Raw genomic sequence first — 19,265 nt, forward strand, 5'->3', positions numbered from 1 at the left:
GTGTGGAAGCACAAAAGCTGAGTGCCAAACCGCGAGGTGTCTGATTTCAGCAAACACGAACTGGCCTGATCAGGGGCTGATCGGCCCCAACGGCTGAACCTCGCGAATCAGGTCAATCAACAACCGCAAGCCCACCGGCAGTTGCCGGTGGCTTGAGTAATACATGTGAAAACCCGGCGCGACGCTGGACCAGTCATCCAGCACCCTGAGCAAATCGCCGGAGGCCACCAGCGGCGTGATCACCGGCTCAGGCGCGTACATCAAGCCAGCGCCGTGCCGAACCAATGACACGCCAATGCGCGTCTCATCAATGGTGATCGCCCCCGGAACAGCGATGGCCAACTGTTCGCCATCCTTCTCGAACTCCCAGTCGTACATCCGGTCATTGCCCAGACGAATCCGTAAGCAGCGGTGCTTGAGCAAATCGAGCGGATGCTTCGGCTCGCCAAAGCGATGGAGGTAGTTGGCAGAGCCTGCCACCACCCAGCGAATGTCCGGCGACAGGCGCTGGGCGATCATGTCTTCCGGCACCGTACCGCCATAACGAATGCCTGCGTCATGCCCGCCACCAATCACATCCACCAAACGGTTGGTGACCGTCAGGTCGATTTCGATGTCGGGGTAACGGTCATTGAAAAGGGGTAATACGGGGCCAAGGAGAAAATCCGCGCCATCGCTCAAGGTGTTTAAACGAATGCGTCCAGTGGGCTCATCGCGGTAGCGATTGAGCACCTCCATCGCCTGGCCGATTTCATCGATAGGCCCACTGATCAGGGAATGCAACTCTTCGCCGGCGGCGGTCAGCGTCACACTGCGGGTGGTTCGATTCAGCAGCCGAACACCAAGGCGAGTCTCCAGACCTTTGATTGCATGGCTGAGCGCCGACGCGCTGATACCCACATCAAGGCCTGCCCGGTTAAAACTCTGGTGGCGGACAATAGCCAGAAAGTAAACGAAGTCGGCCAGGTTGGCACGGCTGAGTTGCATGGGCGGCTCCTGCTGACAAAGACGGTTCGCGGATGTCTCTATACCAGCATTAGCAGCTTTCGTTAACAGGCCCCTCATTCGAAGCTCATTTCTCAGCGCCGGCCTGGCCAGGCGCTGGGGGCAATCACAGCGCCACCTGTGCCAAACAGCCAGGCAAAGCCCGTTTGAACCAGAACACTGGGTGCGTCACCCACGGAAGGTCGCTGCGCACGCCAAAAATGTCACGGACAGCATTACGACTGCCTGGGTGTCAACACAGAGGCGGTAGCGTTCTCGCTGGAGAAAACAAGGAACGCCAAGTGGGCCTCATAGCGATTGAGCACATCATCTATGACCTGCTGTTTGGTCAGGCCCATCAAGTCATAACCGCCAGACCCCGTCTGGGTTAACACCTCCAAACGGTAATAGACATCGATCTCGCGCGTCATGCGGCCACTGAACATGGGCACAGGCGCCTCGACAATAGCGACGTGGTAATGGAAGTCACGGAATTCGTCCATCGATACCCGCAACAACGGTTCCTCGATACCGCTGGTATTGACCAGGTTTTCCCGGGTGACGTGATAGCCCTGATGGCGGAATTCAGCGACGACTTCGCCCAGCGCTGGCCCGACTGTCCGGTCCAGGAACTGGGTGACCTGGTGCAGCGATGGGTACGCCCGCAGGTGCTCGAGCCGTTGCTTCCAGGAGCGCTCCGGTACATGCCCCCCGCTCGCCGCCATCGAGGGACGGCGCAGCACGCGCCCTTCACGTTCAGCACGTTCCATGCGCAATACCTTGTAGAAGGATGCCATCACCAGATAAGCAATGACCGTCACCGGTAGCGCAAAGATCAGCGTTGCATACTCCATGGTCGTGACCCCACCTGCGACCAGCATCGCCACAGTGAGCATGGCCGTGAGCAAGGCCCAGAAAATCCGCAACCAGCTCGGGCCGTCCTGGGAAGGGTCGGGAATCGTTGCAGAAAAGTTCGACATCACCATCGCCCCGGAGTTGGCGCTGGTGAGGTAGAACAGCAAGCCTGACAGCGTTGCCAGTCCAATCAGAAACATCGACCCCGGGAACATCTGAAGCAGTGCATACCAACCCCGCTCGGGGCTGTCCATCGCCAGCGTGGCAAACTCGGTGTTGCCCTGGAGCACCTGAAAAAGTGCGCTGTTGCCGAACAGCGAGACAATGATGAAATCGCACAGTACCGGCGCTGTGACTGCCGCCAGGACGAATTCACGCAAGGTGCGGCCCCGCGAGATTCGCGCCAGGAACACGCCGACGAATGGCCCCCAGGCCAGCCAGAAGGCCCAGAAAAACAACGTCCACCCCCCCATCCAGCCGGCCCCTTCGGGCTCGTAGGCAAACGTCTGGAATGTACGCGCAGGAAAGGTGACGAGAAACTGACCGATGTTCGACACCAGTGCATTCAACAAGAACGCCGTCTGCCCTGTTATCAGGATGTACAGCATCATCGCCACGGCGCTCCAAAGGTTCAACTCGGCGATCCAGCGGATGCCTCGGTCAACCCCGGAGGTGGTGGCCGCAATGGTAAGCGCCACAGCACCCATCACCAATGCGATCTGTAATGAGAGGCCCTGTTCCAGGGCGAATATCAGCGAAAAACCAACACTCAGCAGTACCACACCTATACCCATCGACGTGGCGACTCCGAACACGGTGCCGACCAGCGCAATGATACTGATGCCATCGCCCAAGGGGCCGCGTACGCGTTTGCCAAACAGCGGGTAAAGCGCGGCGCGAATCGACAGCGGCATGTCCCACCGATAGGCGAAATAACCCATGGCCATTCCCAGCAGGGCATACATCGCCCACCCTGCGATGCCATAGTGAAACATGGTCCAGATGACCGCGTCCTGCATGGCCTGGGCAGTACCGCCTTCGCCGCTGGGCGGGTGCAAGTACTGTACGACCGGGCCGGTGACCGAATAGAACAGCATGTCTATGCCGACCCCTGCGGCGAACAGCATGGCAACCCAGGTCACCAGCTTGTACTGCGGCCGCGAGTGGTCTGGGCCGATGCGCACGTCCCCTTCCCTGGATAACGCCACCCACAGCACGAAGCCGACGACCAGGGTCATCGTCAGCACGTAGTACCAACCCAGGTTCGTCGCAATCCAGTCGGTTGTCCGCTTCATCGCCGAGCGTGCTGCATCGGGCATGAGGATCGTGGTAATGGAAAACACCAGGATCACCATTGACGAGATCAGCAGGACGCGCCAGTTGATGCGCGCCTCCTGATTTACGACCAATTGGCCGTGACCTTTGCTGAGGTCACTGCGAGATACGGGAGGATCGTCAGCGTCGCCTGGTCGGCCAGGGCGGCGTGCCGTGCCGCCGAATTTGCTGCGCTCGAGTGCTGGCATCGACTTCACGCAGGGGCCAGCAGTCGTTGAAGTGGTCGGATCGTTACCGTTGCAGTGATGATCCTTGGGAGGTACGAAGGGCATGAGCTTTCTCCTGTTGCGTACTTCATTCAACTCCGCCTGATCAGGCCTGCCTCACAGTAGGAGCGAATTCCATCCATTCGGTTGTTTCATGCGATTGCACGCGCGCGTATGCGCGTTTGGGCAGCAGTCCCCAAGGCAGGCTCGCCCGGCGCCAGCGCAAGTGCGTGAAAGGGCCTGATGATGACGACCACATTGATCGTGCGGGGCAGGATTGCCGGTTCTGGACCAGGCTCCGTTGGCCGGGCGCAAGGCAGACAGCACAAGAGTGTCACGCATGTCGGCTGGGTACACCGCAGTTCAGGCCCGCAGTGTCAATCAAGCGTTTCAACTGAGCCTTGGCTCAATTGAGGGTGGAAGCCCTGGGCACGGAGCATCGCCAGGGTTGGCGTCGTCGCTGTTGCCGGACGACGTATGGGGAATGTTCTGGTGGAACCCGCGAATTGTAACGATACAGGCAGTCAAATAGAAGGCTCACCCACAGCTATCGGTCAGAAGCGGCGGAAAACGATGTGGCCAGTCGATCTGGATTGACTGGCTCCCTCAGGGCGTGAAACGGGCATTGAGCGCAAATGGATTGGGTGCTCGCGTAATCCTGAAATAGCATGGACTATTCACATTCAAGATGGCGCACTCGCAGTGAGCATATCCATGGAGCGAAAAGTAATCCCCTCAGCCACCTCTGATTGGGTCATACGCAGCACTACACCTGGAGCGCATCGAAGCGTGGTTTGGCGGCCATGGCTACGACCCGCATCGTCACGATACCTATTCGATTGGCCGCACCCTTGCCGGCGTTCAGAGCTTTCACTACAAGGGAGCGCTGTGCCACGGTGTGCCCGGCAACACACTAGTGCTGCATCCCGACGAGGTGCATGACGGCATGGCGGGCACGGATGTGGGTTTTCGCTACCGGATGGCCTACATCGACCCGTCGCTGATACAGAACGTTCTCGGAGGGGAACCGTTGCCTTTCATTGCTGGCGGACTATCCTGCGACCCGCGCTTGTACCACGCCAGCGAGGCTTTCGTGCAGGCACTGGATCATCCTCTGGAAACCCTGGAGGAACAGGACGCCGTTTATGACTTGGCAATGGCGCTTCGCGCAGTCGGCGGCAAGCCGCGTGGCCGCAAGCGTCTGGATTACCGCTCTGCCGAGCGTGCCAGGGCATTCATCATGGAGCACCTTCACGTGGGCATCACCCTGGAAATGCTCAAACAGGCGAGTGGGCGTGAGCAATGGAGCTTGTCGCGAGACTTTCGCGCCCTCTACGGCACCAGCCCATACCGTTTTGTCACGCTAAGGCGCCTGGACGCTTTCCGCAGGCTGATTCTGGATGGCTTCACACTGGTCGATGCTGCCCTTGCCTCAGGCTTTCATGATCAGAGCCACATGACCCGGCACTTCACTCGCACCTACGGCGTGCCGCCTCTGCGTTGGCTGGAACGCTTACGCACGGTCCGCTGAGTTGCAGGATCGTACAAGAACAGTGCGCGTTCCGTTCGATAGGCTGGTCACTCCAATCAACAGAGGATCAGCTATGTCCAGCAAGCAGCAGCAATTGGCATCACAGCCTGTGAACCTGACTCAAAAAGCTTCTCTGATCGAGCAGCAATGGAGCCCAAGGGTTGTCGCCGAAATGAACGACTACCAGTTCAAGGTGGTACGCATCGAAGGTGAATTCATCTGGCATTCACACCCGGAAACTGATGAAGCTTTTCTGGTGCTCGAAGGGCTCTTGCGCATCGATCTCCCCGAGGGTTGCGTTCATGTGAAGCCGGGCGAACTGTATGTCGTACCACGTGGGGTAGAGCACAGAACAGCGGCAGAGACGGAAACAACACTTATGATGATTGAGCCGCAAGGCGTGTTGAACACCGGTCATGAAGGCGGGGAGCGAACAGCGCTGAATGACGTCTGGATCTGAGTCGACATCGCCAGCAGTGGCTAGCCTCATCAGGGCGTGAAGCGGACACCTGTCGAGAGGCGGCCACTTCATGCCCCAGGGTTTGTCAGTTCCGGACCTTGCCTGGACGTCACTTCATCCTGGACAAGAAGCCTTCAGGGTAAAGCCTGCCCCTGGAGGGAGAGTCAATGGCCCCGGGGCCAAGGGGCCAAAGCTGCCGGCCTGCCATGCACAGGCGTCAACGCAGGTAGTCCTGCACCCACTTCACCCAACAATCGGCGCCTATCTTCACCAACGCGTCGTTGAAGTCGTAATGAGGGTTGTGCACCGAGCAACCATGGAACTCGCCCGTACCGTTGCCCAGCATGAAGTAACAGCCTGGCCGTGCCTGCAGCATGTAGGCGAAGTCTTCGGTGCCCATGACTTTCTTGGGCATCTTGTCCAGCATCGCCCCGTCGGCGAACAACGGCCGCAGGCTTTCCCGCAGCAACGCGCTTTCGTGATCGCTGTTGCACAACGCTGGCGCCAGTTGGGTGATTTGCACCTCGATCTCCACGCCAAAGCTTTCGGCGTGCCCCCTGGCCAGGGCGTCAATGCGGCTGTTGATCTTCTGCTGGGTCTCGGCCGTGTCGGTGCGCACGCTCAGTAGCATGCTGGCCTCGTCAGGAATGATGTTGTAGACGGTACCGGCCTGGATCATGCCGATACTGATAACGGCATAGTCCTCGACGCTCAGGTTGCGCGACTTGATGGTCTGGATGCCACTGATCAGGCTGTTCAACGCCATCACCGGGTCTACCGACAGTTCCGGCATCGCCCCGTGCCCGCCTTTACCGGTGATACGAATGCTGACCCGTTCGGAGGACGCCATGGTCGGCCCGGCCTGTACCACACAGGTGCCCACCGGCATGCCGGGCATGTTGTGCAGCGCATACACCGAGTCACACGGGAAGCGCTCGAACAAGCCGTCGTCGATCATCGCCTTGGCCCCGGCCAGGCCCTCTTCGTCCGGCTGGAAGATCACGTTCAACGTGCCGTTGAAGCTGCGCGTGGCTGCCAGTTGCGCAGCGGCTGCCAGCAGGATCGCGGTATGCCCGTCATGGCCACAGGCATGCATGCGGCCGGGGATCTTGCTGGCATGCGCGAAGGGGTTTTTCTCGCTCATGGGCAATGCGTCCATGTCTGCCCGCAGGCCGATGCTGCGCCGGCTGTCCCCTGCTTTCAATATGCCGACCACCCCATGCCCGCCTATGTTGCGATGCACTTCATAACCCCAGGCCTGCAACTTGTCGGCCACCAACGCCGCCGTGTCCGGGGTGTCGCCGCCAAGCTCCGGCGCGGCATGAATCTGCCGGCGAATCACGACGAACTCATCCAGTTCAGCCACCGGGGCCTGAGTTTGGTTGCTCGGGAAAGTAGTCATGTTCAAAGTGCCCATGTCACTCGCATCCTTTGTTTTCGGGGAAGTATTTGAGGCAGGCCAGGCTGACAACGCCGCCGGCCAACAGGAAGTAGGCCGGCGCCATCGGGGTGCCGAGCGCAGCAATCAGCCAGGTCGCCACCAGCGGCGAGAAGCCGCCGAAAATCGTCACGCCCAGGCTGTAGCTGACCGAGGTGCCGAACGAGCGCCGCGCTTTCGGGAAACCCTCCATCATCAGCGCAAAGAACGCACCGGCACCGATGCAGGTCGGCAGGATCAGGACCGCCACGCACATCATGGCCAGGCCCATATGCTGCACCTGCCCAAGCAGGTAGAACACCGGCAGGGTCAGCACCACCGGCATGGCAACCGTCCACCCCAGCAGGCGCTTGCGCAGCTGGTACTTGTCGGCAAACTTGCCCGCCAACGGGCAGATGACCGCCATGCAGCCGCTGCTGATACAGGCAATCGCCATAGCGCTGCCGGCCGGGTAATGCAAGGCCGTGGTCAGGTAGGTGGGCATGTAGAACACGAACAGGTACATGCCGATGGTCGAGCTGGCCATCAGGCCGATACCCTGGGCGATACGTTTGAGCAGCTCGGCGTCCAGCACCTGGTCGGCCTTGTGCGCCGGGGCGGCCTCATGGGTTTCTGGCAAACGCGTGCGAATGTACCAACCGACCGGGCCGATCAGCAGGCCGAACATGAACGGGACCCGCCACCCCCAGCTTTCCAGGGCCGCGGGGTCGAGCAACTGGCTGAGGGCAAAGCCAAAGCCGGCCCCCAGCAATGCGGCGTATCCCTGGCTGGCGGCCTGCCAGCTGACGTTCTGGCAACGGTTGCCAACCGCACTGGACTCCATCAGGAACACCGAGGCAGTACCCACCTCCCCGCCGGCCGACATGCCCTGGATGAGCCGGCCAGCCACCAGCAACAGGGTTGCGAAAATGCCGATCTGCGAATAGGTGGGCGCAAATGCGATCAGCGCAGTACCCAAGGTCATCAGCCCGATGGTCAGGCTCAATGCCGCCTTGCGCCCGCGCCGGTCGGCATAGCGACCGATGACCATCGCCCCCACCGGGCGCATGAGGAAACCGACACCGAAGGTGGCCAGCGACATCAGCAACGAAGCCATCGCCGACTCGGAGGGGAAGAAATGCTTGCCGATCAGCACAGCAAAAAAGCTGTAGATCGTGAAGTCGTACATTTCCAGTGCATTGCCCAGCGAGCAGGCAATCAAGGTTTTACGTGAGGAAGATGCCTGCGCGGCTGAATGCGCGCCCGTCTGCATGAGGGGCGGTGCGGGTAGCGGTGTAGTCATTGTTATCTCCGATGGCAATTCGCGGCGTGCAGCGAATATCGGCCAATCGGGCACCCAACACACTTGCAGTTTAGGCATGTGGCTAACCATTGGTTAATTGACCGGACCGCTCGCTGACCAATTTGCCCTGAACTGGCGCACAGATTGCCTTGCCTCTGCGCGCTGCCCCGTTAGTGCTCACTCAAGCGGGCAGCAAGCGCGGCCTCGCGCGTGTTCCAAGCCTGTCTAGCGCAGACCTTCTCGCCAACCGTAACGCCCCGCAGTGCCTTGATTAACCAAACGGCATGACATGGCCGAATAAGCAATCACGCTGCAACGTGCTGTTCATCGACGCTACAGCCACCACATCACTGTGCTGGCCTGGAGTCGTGAATGAACACTCGCATTACGTCGTTGCTGTTGATGATCCAAGGGGCATGCCTTGCCGCGCAGGCACAGGCCGAGGGCTTTCCGACGCTCGGCCGGATTGCGCCGGGTTTTGGTTATTACGGGGTGGATTACGGTTTCGATGACAAGCTCAAGGTCTACGGCACCGTGGATGCGTTCGCCAGCTATCACGACTCGCAGCACCACTCGGGCTTTCGCCTGGCCGGCGGCGGCGCCTGGACCAACAAGGTCGGGCTGTATGCCCGCAAGGGGCTGAACCCCGACACCGTGCTGGAACTCGACGTCGAGGAAGGCTTCAACGTGAATGGCAAAGCCCTGGAGGGCACCTGGGACACCATTGGTACCCTGCGCCTGGCAACGGTCGCCCTGCGCTCGCGCACCCTGGGCAAGCTTGAGTTCGGCAAGACCTACAGCATGGGCACGCCCACCTACGCCGACCCGTTCCTGGCGACCTACGGCTCACCCTACACCTACCTGGCCCTGCCGGCCGCCGGCAAGGGCGCTTTTTACCTGGACCTGCGCCCCAAGCACACCCTGGCCTACACCAGCCCGAACCTGAACGGCTTCAGTATCGGCACCGCGCTAAGCTTCGGCTTCGACGATGCCGCCAGCCAGGGGCGCACCGTGCGTGGCGGCGGCGCCAGGCTGCAATACCGCAACAGCCGGGTGATGCTGCTGGCCTCCTACAACCTGTATTACAGCGACCCCTGGGACGACGCTGGCACTTCACGTCAGACCGCCAACTACTACAAAAGCCTGTCGGCGTTCTACGATTTCGGCCCACTGGCCACCAGCCTGACCTGGCAACGCCAGGACGTAGACCAGGCCGGCACGCCCAGTACCACGCTGTACACCTTCGGGGTGATGGCGCCAGTCGGCGAGCGGGATGTGCTGCGCCTGGCCGTGATGCAACGCGAGGTCACCGCCCGCGACAAGGACGCAGCAGGGGTGATGATCGGCTATGACCATTTCATCAACCCACGCTGGGCCGTCTACGGACGGCTCGGCCTGATTGCCAACCAGCGTGCGTCGTCCGTCACCTACGCCGGCACCCCGGTGGATCAGGTTGGCGACAACCCTGGCAACGTGTCGCTAGGCATGTACTACCACTTCTGACGCCACTGGGCGTGTTTGCCTGAGTACCTGCCCGCGCAAGCTGTGGAACAGCTCCTGGGCAGGCGCCGTAAGGCTGTGGCGGTCGATACAGACCAGGTTGATGGGGTAGTCCGGAATCAGCTCCTGCACGGCCATGGCCACGTACTCGCAATCCACCCCAAAGGTGAACCCCCGGTCCACCGCCAGCTCGCTGATGGTCATCAACGATTCGGTGTTCTTCAGCAGCTTGAGCGCCATCATCACCGAGGTGCACTCAATGGTGTTCTGCGGCACCTGAAGGCCGTTCACCTCAAACAGCTGGTGAAACTGCGAAGCCTGGTCGGACAGCTCGTCCAGGCTGATCCAGTGGCCGTACTGCAAGGTGCGAAGCGACTTGGAAAACTTTTGTGCGTTGGACGCGTGGCAAATCACCCTGCCCTTGATACTGCCCAGCGCCTCCCAGTCCAGGCTCAGCCGGCTCAGCGGTTGCTGCGAGGTAATGGCAAAGTCCAGGCTGCCGTCGCGCAGGCGTTGCAGGATCTGGCTGGGGCGCAAGTCGGTGATGGTGATCTTCACTCGCGGGTACTTGCGCCGGAACGCCAGGATGCTCTCATCGACACCATCGAGCATCGCTGTCAGCGATGTGACCCCGATCGACACAGCGCCCAGCGCGGCATCCTGAATGCTCGCCGCTTCGATCTGCAGGCGACGAATGCTCTCCACCACGAGGTTGGCGTGGCGAATGACACGCTTGCCTTCCTCGGTAAGGGCCATGCCTTTGTGCGAGCGCTGCAACAGGCTGAAGCCGACCTCCCGTTCCAGGTCCTTGATCGAACGACTCAGCGCAGGCTGGGTAATGTGCATGAGCTTGGAAGCTTCAAGGATGCTGCCTGCGTTGTGGATGGCGACCAGCGCCTTGAGTTGATGCAGTTTCAACCGTCTTTTCCCTTGTTGTTATCGGGTCGGTTTGAAATAGGCATTGGCGACCCTGACAGGCCCTGACTGAAAGGCCTGGCGGCTAAACGTGATGCAACGTGGCCAGCACGCTCGCCGCATCACTGACCTCGAACTTGCCAGGCGCTTCGACAGCGATGTGTTTGACAACCAGGTTGTCGACCACCATGGCGTAACGCAGCGAACGGCGCCCCAACCCACGCGCCGACAGGTCCTGGATCAGGCCCAGTGCGTCGCTGAATTCGCCGTTACCATCGCCGATCATCCTCACCGTTTCGCCCACCTGCAGGCTGTTGCCCCAGGCATTCATGACAAAGGCATCGTTCACGGACACACAGAGAATCTCGTCAACGCCCGCGGCAAACAACGCTTGTGCCTCAGCGACATAACCCGGGACGTGGCGTTCGGAGCAGGTAGGCGTGAACGCGCCGGGCAAACCGAACACAACCACTTTTTTCTGCTTGCAGCGCTCGTGAACGGAAAAGGCATTGGGGCCGATCGCGCAGGCGCCCTCGTCATTGTTGTACTCGTACAGCGTAACGTCGGGCAATAGATCGCCAGTGTTGATCATCGTGGTCTCCTGGGTGCGTTGAAGGCCGGGCACGCTATGATGCCGCAGTCCACCAGGCCAGGTACACCATGCCCGCCGCAACGTCCGTTCAACGCGCCAATATCGCCTGGGTATGGTCGATGGAAGGAACGGGCACCAGCACACGCCGAGCCGCCAGCCACTCCCGCATGCGCGCCGTATCGAAAATCTGCCCCTCTTCCATCATCACCAGGATGAGCGCTTGTGACATTCGGTAACATCCACACTGGGAGCAATGCCGCTCTTCCCATCCATGGGTGCATTCAACGGATTGCGCCTGCCCTGCGCAAATCAGACAACTCATGTAAGCCCCCTGTTGTTTTTGTCCATGGAGGGTGAACGCAAGGTTACGAAAATCGTATGCCAAGCGCTGTACATGAGATTTTCATGCCAACTTTGAACTCCCTCCCTTTTTCAAAGCGCGATCAGGGCACAACGCTCAACCGGCAACGACGCGTTCCGCTAACTGCACCTGCTGGTCAGCATGGTAGGAAGAACGCACCAATGGCCCGGACGCCACGTTTCTGAACCCCATTGCCAAGCCCTGCTCGGCAAACCAGGCAAAGGTGTCCGGGTGCACGAAGCGCTGCACCGGCAGGTGGCTGCGTGAAGGCTGCAAGTACTGCCCCAACGTCAGCATGTCGACCTGATGCTCGCGCATGCGCTGCATCACTTCGATCACTTCTTCATCGGTTTCGCCCAGGCCGAGCATCAGCCCGGACTTGGTCGGCACCTTCGGTAGCTGTTGCTTGAAGCGCTCCAGCAGGTCCAGCGACCACTCGAAAGCCGAGCCCGGCCGGGCCGCCTTGTACAGGCGCGGCACGGTTTCGAGGTTGTGGTTGAACACGTCTGGCGGTTCCTGCCCGGTGATGGCCAGGGCCACCTCCATGCGCCCGCGGTAATCGGGCACCAGGGTTTCCAGCTGAATGCCCGGCGACAGCCTGCGGATCTCGCGCAGGCAATCGGCAAAATGCCCGGCGCCGCCATCGCGCAGGTCGTCCCGGTCCACAGAAGTGATCACCACGTACTTCAGGCCCAGGTCGGCGATAGCGATGGCCAGGTTCTTCGGCTCGTCGACGTCCAGCGGCCTGGGCCGACCATGGCCGACGTCGCAGAACGGGCACCGCCGGGTGCAGATGTCGCCCATGATCATGAACGTCGCCGTACCGCCAGAGAAGCACTCCCCCAGGTTCGGGCAGGCGGCTTCCTCGCACACGCTGTGCAGCTTGTGCTTGCGCAGCAGGGCCTTTACCCGCGCTACCTCGGGTGTGGTAGGGATGGCCACGCGAATCCAGTCGGGCTTGCGTGGCACATCCTCGGTGGGCAGGATTTTCACCGGGATACGCGCCACCTTTTCGGCGCCGCGCAGTTTTACCCCGGCCTGCACAGGCTGCGGTCGCGGTGGTGTGTGTTGCAGTTGTTCGGTTGGCATGGCTGGCTCCTGGCTGGCGATGAGGCTGAGTTCGCAAGCGGTCCGCTCGCAGCTGACCTGCACTGATTTCAAGGCAAACACAAGACCTGTAGGAGCAGCCTTGCGCTGCGAAGAGGCCATCGGAGCGGCAGATAGTCTTTAGCCTTACCGGCCTCTTCGCAGCACAAGGCTGCTCCTACAAGGTGATGCGGCAGCCTGAGTGATGTGCAGTTCTGTGAGATCGGCCCATTTGCCTGGCGAAGGGTTACTGGTGTCAGGCTGGATATACCGGGAACAGCTTGCACAACTCAGAGACCTGGCCCGCCACATGGGCTTCGACGTCAGCATCACCGAGGTGGTCGAGAATGTCGCAGATCCAGCTCGCCAGGGCACGGCACTGCGCTTCCTTGAAGCCACGGGTCGTCACCGCCGGGGTGCCAATGCGCAGGCCCGAGGTCACGAACGGCGACTGCGGGTCGTTGGGCACGGCGTTCTTGTTCACCGTGATGTGCGCACGCCCCAGGGCAGCATCGGCGTCCTTGCCGGTAATGCCCTGGCGGATCAGGCTGACCAGGAACAGATGGTTGTCGGTGCCGCCTGAAACCACGTCGAAGCCCCGCTGCATGAACACCTGTGCCATGGCCTGGGCGTTGCTGATGACCTGGCGCTGGTAGTCCTTGAAGCCAGGCTCCAAAGCCTCCTTGAAGCACACCGCCTTGGCCGCGATCACGTGCATCAGCGGCCCGCCCTGACCGCCCGGGAACACTGCCGAATTGAGCTTTTTCTCAAGCTCCGGGTCCGCCTTGGCCAGAATCAGGCCACCACGTGGCCCGCGCAGGGTCTTGTGGGTGGTGGTGGTGACCACATCGGCATACGGCAGCGGGTTGGGGTACAACCCCGCCGCTACCAGCCCGGCGACGTGGGCCATGTCGACGAACAGGTAGGCCCCGACCTTGTCGGCGATCTGCCGAAAACGCGGGAAGTCGAGGGTTTTCGAATAGGCCGAGAAGCCCGCCACGATCATCTTCGGCTGGTGCTCGACGGCCAGGCGCTCGACTTCGTCGTAGTCGATCAGGCCGTTGGCGTCGATGCCATATTGCACCGCGTTGTACAGCTTGCCCGAGGACGACACCTTGGCACCGTGGGTCAGGTGGCCGCCATGCGCCAGGCTCATGCCCAACAGGGTGTCGCCAGCTTGCAGCAAGGCCAGGTAGACCGCAGCGTTGGCCTGGGAGCCGGAATGCGGCTGGACGTTGGCATAACCCGCCCCGAACAGTTGTTTTGCACGGTCGATGGCCAACTGCTCGACCACGTCGACATGCTCGCAGCCGCCGTAATAACGCTTGCCGGGGTAGCCTTCGGCGTACTTGTTGGTCAGTTCGGTACCTTGGGCCTGCATCACCTGCGGGCTGGTGTAGTTTTCCGAAGCGATCAGCTCGATGTGGTCTTCCTGGCGTTGCACTTCGCGGCGGATGGCCTCGGACAGCGCAGGGTCGAAATCGGACAGGGTCAGGCTTTTATGGAACATGGGTGTGATTCCTTGATTGTCTGGTGGGCAAATATGGCCCGGAGCGGCTCCGGGCCAGCAGGGTCAGGCGTCTTGATAGCTGGACAGCGGCGGGCAGGCGCAGGCCAGGTTGCGGTCGCCGTAAACGTTGTCCACGCGCCCCACCGGCGGCCAGTACTTGCTCTCGCGCAGGTCGGCAAGCGGGTACACCGCCAGTTCCCGGCTATAGCTGTGGGCCCATTCACCGACCAGTTCGCTGGCAGTGTGCGGGGCGTTCTTCAACGGGTTGTCGAGCGCGTCCAGGGTGCCGTTTTCCACCGCGCGAATTTCTTCGCGGATGCAGATCATCGCGGCGCAGAAGCGGTCCAGTTCCTCCTTGGACTCGCTCTCGGTCGGCTCGACCATCAGCGTGCCGGCCACCGGGAAGGACATGGTCGGGGCATGGAAGCCAAAGTCGATCAGCCGTTTTGCCACATCCTCCACGCCAATGCCGCTGCTGTCCTTGAGCGGGCGCAGGTCAAGAATGCACTCGTGGGCCACCAGGCCGTTCTCGCCGGTGTACAACACCGGGTAGTGCTCTTCCAGGCGCCGGGCAATGTAGTTGGCACTGAGGATCGCCAGCTGCGAGGCACGCTTGAGCCCTGCCCCGCCCATCATGCGGATGTACATCCAGGTGATCGGCAAGATACTGGCACTGCCATACGGCGCTGCACTTACCGCCCCCTGCTGCTTGGGCAGGTGGCCGTGCCCCGGCAGAAACGGCGCCAGGTGCGCCTTGACGCCGATCGGGCCGACCCCAGGGCCACCACCGCCGTGGGGAATGCAGAAGGTCTTGTGCAGGTTCAGGTGCGACACATCGCCACCGAACTTGCCGGGCGCACACAACCCGACCATGGCGTTCATGTTGGCGCCGTCCAGGTACACCTGGCCGCCACACGCATGAATGATGTCGCAGATTCGCGTGATGCCGTCTTCGAACACACCGTGGGTCGAAGGGTAGGTAATCATCAGGGCCGCCAGCCTGGCCTTGTGTTGCTCGGCCTTGTGCTGCAGGTCGGCCACATCGACATTGCCACGCTCATCGCAGTTGACCACCACCACCTGCATGCCGGCCATCTGCGCCGTGGCCGGGTTGGTGCCATGGGCCGACGACGGGATCAGGCACACATCACGCCCGGCCTCGCCACGGCTGGCGTGGTAGGCGCGTATGGCCAGCAGGCCGGCGTACTCGCCCTGGGACCCGGCGTTGGGCTGCAACGACATGGCGTCATACCCGGTGGCCGCACACAGCATGGCCTCCAGCTCATCGGTCAGTTGGCGGTAGCCCAGCGACTGGCTGGCCGGGGCGAACGGGTGCAGGGCGCCGAACTCGGGCCAGGTGATCGGGGTCATCTCGCTGGCGGCGTTGAGCTTCATGGTGCACGAGCCCAGGGCGATCATGCTGCGGTCCAGGGCCAGGTCCTTGTCGCCCAAGCGACGCAGGTAGCGCATCAACTCGGTTTCAGAGTGGTAACGGTTGAACACCGGGTGCTGCAGGTAATGCGTGTCACGCAGCAGCACCGACGGCAGGCAATCGGCACCGTCGGCAGCCAAAGCGGCGAAGTCCGGAAGCGCCTGCCCGGCGCCCGCGAACACCTGCCACAAGGCCTCGACGCTCCCCTGCTCGCAGGTTTCATCCAGCGCGACGCCAACCCGTAAGTCGTCGATCAGGCGCAGGTTCAGCCGGGCAGCGTTGGCCGCCGCCAGCACATCGGCCAACGGCCTGGCGGTTACCACGCTGACGGTGTCGAAGAAGTGCGCCTGTTCGACATGATGCCCAAGCTGGCGCAACCCCTGCACCAGGATCGCCGTCAGGCGATGCACCCGCCGGGCGATCTGTGCCAGGCCTTGCGGGCCGTGGTAAACCGCATACATGCTGGCGATGTTGGCCAGCAGCACTTGGGCGGTGCAGATGTTGCTGGTGGCTTTCTCGCGGCGGATATGTTGCTCGCGCGTCTGCATGGCCAGGCGCAAGGCCGGTTTGCCGAAGCGGTCGATGGACACGCCGACCAGGCGGCCGGGCATGTCGCGCTTGAACACATCGCGGGTGGCGAAGTATGCCGCGTGCGGGCCGCCGAAACCCAGTGGCACACCAAAGCGCTGGGCGCTGCCGATGACCACGTCTGCGCCCCACTCCCCCGGGGGCGCCAGCAAAGTCAGGGCCAGCAGGTCTGCGGATACCGAAACCAGCGCGCCCGCTGCATGGGCGCGTTGCACCAAGGCCCGGTGATCGACAATTGCACCGGTACTGGCCGGGTACTGCAACAGCAGGCCGAAATAGCCGTCCAGGGGCTGGCCCTCCAGCGCCGCCTCATCACCGATGACCACCTCGATACCCAGTGGCCGCGCACGGGTAAGCAACACATCGAGGGTTTGCGGGTGGCAATCGCGGGAAGCGAAGAACGCCGGGGCTTTGTTCTTCGCCAGGCGCTTGCAGAAGGTCATGGCCTCGGCGGCAGCGGTGGCTTCATCGAGCAACGAGGCGTTGGCGATTTCCATACCGGTCAGGTCGCTGACCAGGGTCTGGAAGTTCAGCAGTGCTTCCAGGCGGCCTTGGGAAATTTCCGGCTGGTACGGGGTGTACGCGGTGTACCAGGCCGGGTTCTCCAGCAGGTTGCGCAGGATCGAGGCCGGCGTATGGCAAGGGTAATAGCCCTGGCCGATGTGGTTGCGATACAGCTGGTTGTTCGCGGCAATCGCCTTGAGTGCGGCCAGCGCCTCTGCCTCGCCTTGCCCCGGGGTCAGCGAGAGCACACTGCTGCCTTTTATACTGGCGGGGATGACGCTGTCGACCAGCGCATCGAGCGACTCATGGCCGGTCAGCGCCAGCATGGCCTCGATGTCGTCTTCGCGCGGGCCAATGTGACGGGCGACAAATTCATCAAGCGTGCCCAGCGGGATACAGGGGTTGTTCATGGCGGCCACCCCAGTTCAGGCGTTGTCGGCCAGGAAGCGCTCGTAGCCGTCCTGGTCCATCAGGCTATCGAGGTCAGCAGGGTTGCTGGCCTGGATACGGAAGAACCAGCCGTCCTGCATCGGCGAGGCGTTGATCAGCTCAGGGTCTTCGGCCAGTGCCTGGTTGACGGCTACCACCGTGCCTGTTACCGGCATGGTGATGTTGCTGGCGGCCTTTACCGACTCGAGCACCGCGAGTTCATTGCCTTCCCCGTACTCACCAGGCTCCGGCAGTTGCACGAACACCACGTCACCCAGGGCCTGCTGGGCATAGCTGGTAATGCCGACGGTCAGCTCGCCGGTCGCTTCCAGACGCAGCCATTCGTGTTCGGGCGTAAAACGCAGAGTGCTCATGGACGTTCCTCTCTTGTTATCGGGTGGGTCCCTGTGCGGGACTGCCAGATACAAGAGCAAGGGCGATGCCAACTCAATGTTTTCTATATTTATCAGTACCTTAGAACATTAATCCGAACTTTTAGAAGTACCTGCGCCGGAGCGTATTCGCTCCACCGCCAGCGCCCGGCAATCACCTGGTGTGGGGCCCGCCACTGGATACGGGCTCCACGGCAAAACGGAGCGCAATCACTCCAGTGGAGCGCATTCGAACCGGGTCAGCTACGAGACCCGGCTGGCGATGCCGTACTTGCGCAGGCGCTGACCGATGGCCGTGTGGGAAGTCTGCAGCCGCACGGCCAGTTGCCGGGTCGAGGGGTAGCTCTGGTACAAGTTCTCCAGCAAGGCCTTTTCAAAGGCCTGCACGGCCGCCTCGAGGCTGACGATTTCCGCCCCCTCGGCCTGCTGGCTGCTCAATGCGGTGCCGGCCAGTTCCAGGTCGTCGCAGTCGATCACCTCGCCTTCGCTGATGGCTGCTGCGCGGAAAATCACGTTCTGCAACTGGCGCACATTGCCTGACCAGCGATTGCCCAGCAGCAGCGGATGGGTGGCCAACGCCAGGCGGCAGGGTGAGCGCTGTATCTGCGCACAGGCCTGGCGCAGGAAATGTTCGGCCAGCAGCAGAATGTCCTTGCCGCGCTCGCGCAGGGGCGGCACCTTCAGGTTGAGCACGTTCAGCCGGTAGTACAGGTCTTCGCGGAAACTGCCCTCCATCACCATGTTTTCCAGGTTACGGTGGGTGGCGCAGACCACCCGCACATTCACCCGCACCTCGTTGCCACCCCCCACCCGGCGAAAACTGCCGTCGTTGAGAAAGCGCAGCAGCTTGGCCTGCAGGTAGGGCGACATCTCGCCCACTTCATCGAGAAACACCGTCCCGCCATCGGCCAGCTCCAACAGGCCCGGCTTGCCACCGCGCTGGGCGCCGGTAAAGGCGCCGGCGGCGTAGCCGAACAGCTCGCTTTCGGCCAGGCTTTCGGGCAGCGCTGCGCAGTTCAGCGCCAGGAATGACGTATCGCGCCGGGCACTGAGCGCATGGCAGGCACGGGCCACCAGCTCCTTGCCCGTACCGGTCTCGCCCTGGATCAGCAACGGCGCCTCCAGGCTCGCCACTTTGTGCAAGCGCGCCTTGAGCGCCTGCAGCGCGGCCGATTCCCCCAGCAACGCCCCAAGCCCTTCACCGTTGTCATGCAGCAGCGAGGCCAGGCGCTCGCCGATCCGGCTGGGTGGGTACAGGGTCAGCAAGCCGCCCACCAGGCCTTCGGCGCCGCCGCTGATGGGCGTGGCCTCCAGCAGCAGGGACTGGTCCTGAAAGCTCACCTCGCACATGGGCAGGCGAAAACCCTTGTCGATCAGGTTCTGCGCCAGGTTCGGCTCGGCAAACAGCTTGCTCAACGGCTCACCCGCCGGCTCGTGGCCCACCAGGCTGACCAGCGTCGGGTTGGCCAGCAGCACATGGCCAGTGGGGTCCACTGCCAGCACCGGGTCGCTCATGGCGGCCAGCAAAGCCTCCAGTTGCAAGCGCCGGCGGTGGCCCGGCAGGAAGTCGACCAGCGACACCTCCTGCACACCGTCCACCCCCAACAGGGCGGCATACAGTTCATCCAGCACGACCGGGGACAGCGTCGGGGCATCGATGTAGACGTTGGGCGGAATCATTTCCACCGCGTCCAGGTTGAGGTTGCGCGCCCCGAGCAGCGACAGGATTTCCTGGGTGATGCCGACACGGTCGACAAAGTTGACGTGGATTCTCATCTAAGCTCCTCAGCCAAAATCCCTGTTTGGCAAAAAGACAACAAGGGGACAGCGCAGCGCGCTATCCCCTTGGGCAACACATGAATGTG

General features: G+C 61.9%; 14 protein-coding genes and 1 pseudogene. 3 read left to right on the top strand and 12 right to left on the bottom strand.

The features are described from left to right. Positions 1-69 precede the first annotated feature (69 nt). Complete coding sequence (locus E8E78_RS16800) at positions 70-987, bottom strand: LysR substrate-binding domain-containing protein (protein WP_016500154.1); 918 nt, start codon at positions 985-987, stop codon at positions 70-72. Positions 988-1,220: 233 nt separating this feature from the next. Then, complete coding sequence (gene betT / locus E8E78_RS16805; RefSeq protein ID WP_080983730.1) at positions 1,221-3,446, bottom strand: choline BCCT transporter BetT; 2,226 nt, start codon at positions 3,444-3,446, stop codon at positions 1,221-1,223. A 648-nt stretch (positions 3,447-4,094) separates the two neighbouring features. Between betT and E8E78_RS16810 the strand changes: the two are divergent. Continuing rightward, a pseudogene (locus E8E78_RS16810) lies at positions 4,095-4,911 on the top strand (AraC family transcriptional regulator). Between the two features lie 73 nt (positions 4,912-4,984). Beyond that, positions 4,985-5,371, top strand: a complete 387-nt coding sequence (locus tag E8E78_RS16815; RefSeq protein ID WP_041168068.1) for a cupin domain-containing protein — start codon at positions 4,985-4,987, stop codon at positions 5,369-5,371. A 217-nt stretch (positions 5,372-5,588) separates the two neighbouring features. Here the strand turns inward: E8E78_RS16815 and E8E78_RS16820 are convergent, their stop codons facing one another. Together E8E78_RS16820 and E8E78_RS16825 are read right to left on the bottom strand one after the other, a co-directional pair. Continuing rightward, positions 5,589-6,788 (bottom strand): M20 aminoacylase family protein, encoded by a 1,200-nt coding sequence (locus E8E78_RS16820; RefSeq protein ID WP_114942105.1) that lies wholly within the window; start codon positions 6,786-6,788, stop codon positions 5,589-5,591. 1 nt (position 6,789) lies between these two features. Further along, positions 6,790-8,091: an MFS transporter gene (locus tag E8E78_RS16825; protein ID WP_049277086.1), complete on the bottom strand. Its 1,302-nt coding sequence runs from the start codon at positions 8,089-8,091 to the stop codon at positions 6,790-6,792. A gap of 372 nt (positions 8,092-8,463) precedes the next feature. Between E8E78_RS16825 and E8E78_RS16830 the strand changes: the two genes are divergently transcribed. Further along, positions 8,464-9,594 (top strand): porin, encoded by a 1,131-nt coding sequence (locus E8E78_RS16830; protein WP_241800917.1) that lies wholly within the window; start codon positions 8,464-8,466, stop codon positions 9,592-9,594. Here the strand turns inward: E8E78_RS16830 and E8E78_RS16835 are convergent. The 8 genes from E8E78_RS16835 to E8E78_RS16870 all read right to left on the bottom strand — a co-directional run bounded on the left by E8E78_RS16835 (position 9,571) and on the right by E8E78_RS16870 (position 19,176). Next, on the bottom strand, positions 9,571-10,509 hold the full coding sequence (locus E8E78_RS16835; protein ID WP_016500186.1) for a LysR family transcriptional regulator: 939 nt from the start codon (positions 10,507-10,509) through the stop codon (positions 9,571-9,573). The two genes, E8E78_RS16830 and E8E78_RS16835, sit on opposite strands and share 24 nt — an antisense overlap. 82 nt (positions 10,510-10,591) lie before the next feature. After that, the gene (locus E8E78_RS16840) at positions 10,592-11,098 is read right to left on the bottom strand and encodes a peroxiredoxin (RefSeq protein ID WP_061203913.1); all 507 of its coding nucleotides are present in this window, start codon (positions 11,096-11,098) and stop codon (positions 10,592-10,594) included. 88 nt (positions 11,099-11,186) lie between these two features. Beyond that, positions 11,187-11,327: a hypothetical protein gene (locus E8E78_RS16845; protein ID WP_016486219.1), complete on the bottom strand. Its 141-nt coding sequence runs from the start codon at positions 11,325-11,327 to the stop codon at positions 11,187-11,189. A 228-nt stretch (positions 11,328-11,555) separates the two neighbouring features. After that, complete coding sequence (gene lipA / locus E8E78_RS16850; RefSeq protein WP_049277090.1) at positions 11,556-12,548, bottom strand: lipoyl synthase; 993 nt, start codon at positions 12,546-12,548, stop codon at positions 11,556-11,558. A 253-nt stretch (positions 12,549-12,801) separates the two neighbouring features. Further along, positions 12,802-14,055 carry a serine hydroxymethyltransferase gene (glyA, locus tag E8E78_RS16855; protein ID WP_049277092.1) on the bottom strand — a complete coding sequence of 418 codons (1,254 nt, stop codon included), beginning with the start codon at positions 14,053-14,055 and terminating at the stop codon, positions 12,802-12,804. A gap of 63 nt (positions 14,056-14,118) precedes the next feature. Further along, positions 14,119-16,989: an aminomethyl-transferring glycine dehydrogenase gene (gene gcvP / locus E8E78_RS16860; RefSeq protein ID WP_049277095.1), complete on the bottom strand. Its 2,871-nt coding sequence runs from the start codon at positions 16,987-16,989 to the stop codon at positions 14,119-14,121. Between the two features lie 15 nt (positions 16,990-17,004). Further along, positions 17,005-17,382, bottom strand: coding sequence for a glycine cleavage system protein GcvH (gcvH, locus tag E8E78_RS16865; protein ID WP_049277096.1), 378 nt, complete (start codon positions 17,380-17,382; stop codon positions 17,005-17,007). Between the two features lie 261 nt (positions 17,383-17,643). Next, positions 17,644-19,176 carry a sigma-54-dependent transcriptional regulator gene (locus tag E8E78_RS16870; RefSeq protein WP_016486214.1) on the bottom strand — a complete coding sequence of 511 codons (1,533 nt, stop codon included), beginning with the start codon at positions 19,174-19,176 and terminating at the stop codon, positions 17,644-17,646. Positions 19,177-19,265 lie beyond the last annotated feature (89 nt).

The organism is Pseudomonas sp. BN505 (genome assembly GCF_029873175.1).
In the GTDB taxonomy this organism is placed as follows: Bacteria; Pseudomonadota; Gammaproteobacteria; order Pseudomonadales; family Pseudomonadaceae; genus Aquipseudomonas; species Aquipseudomonas putida.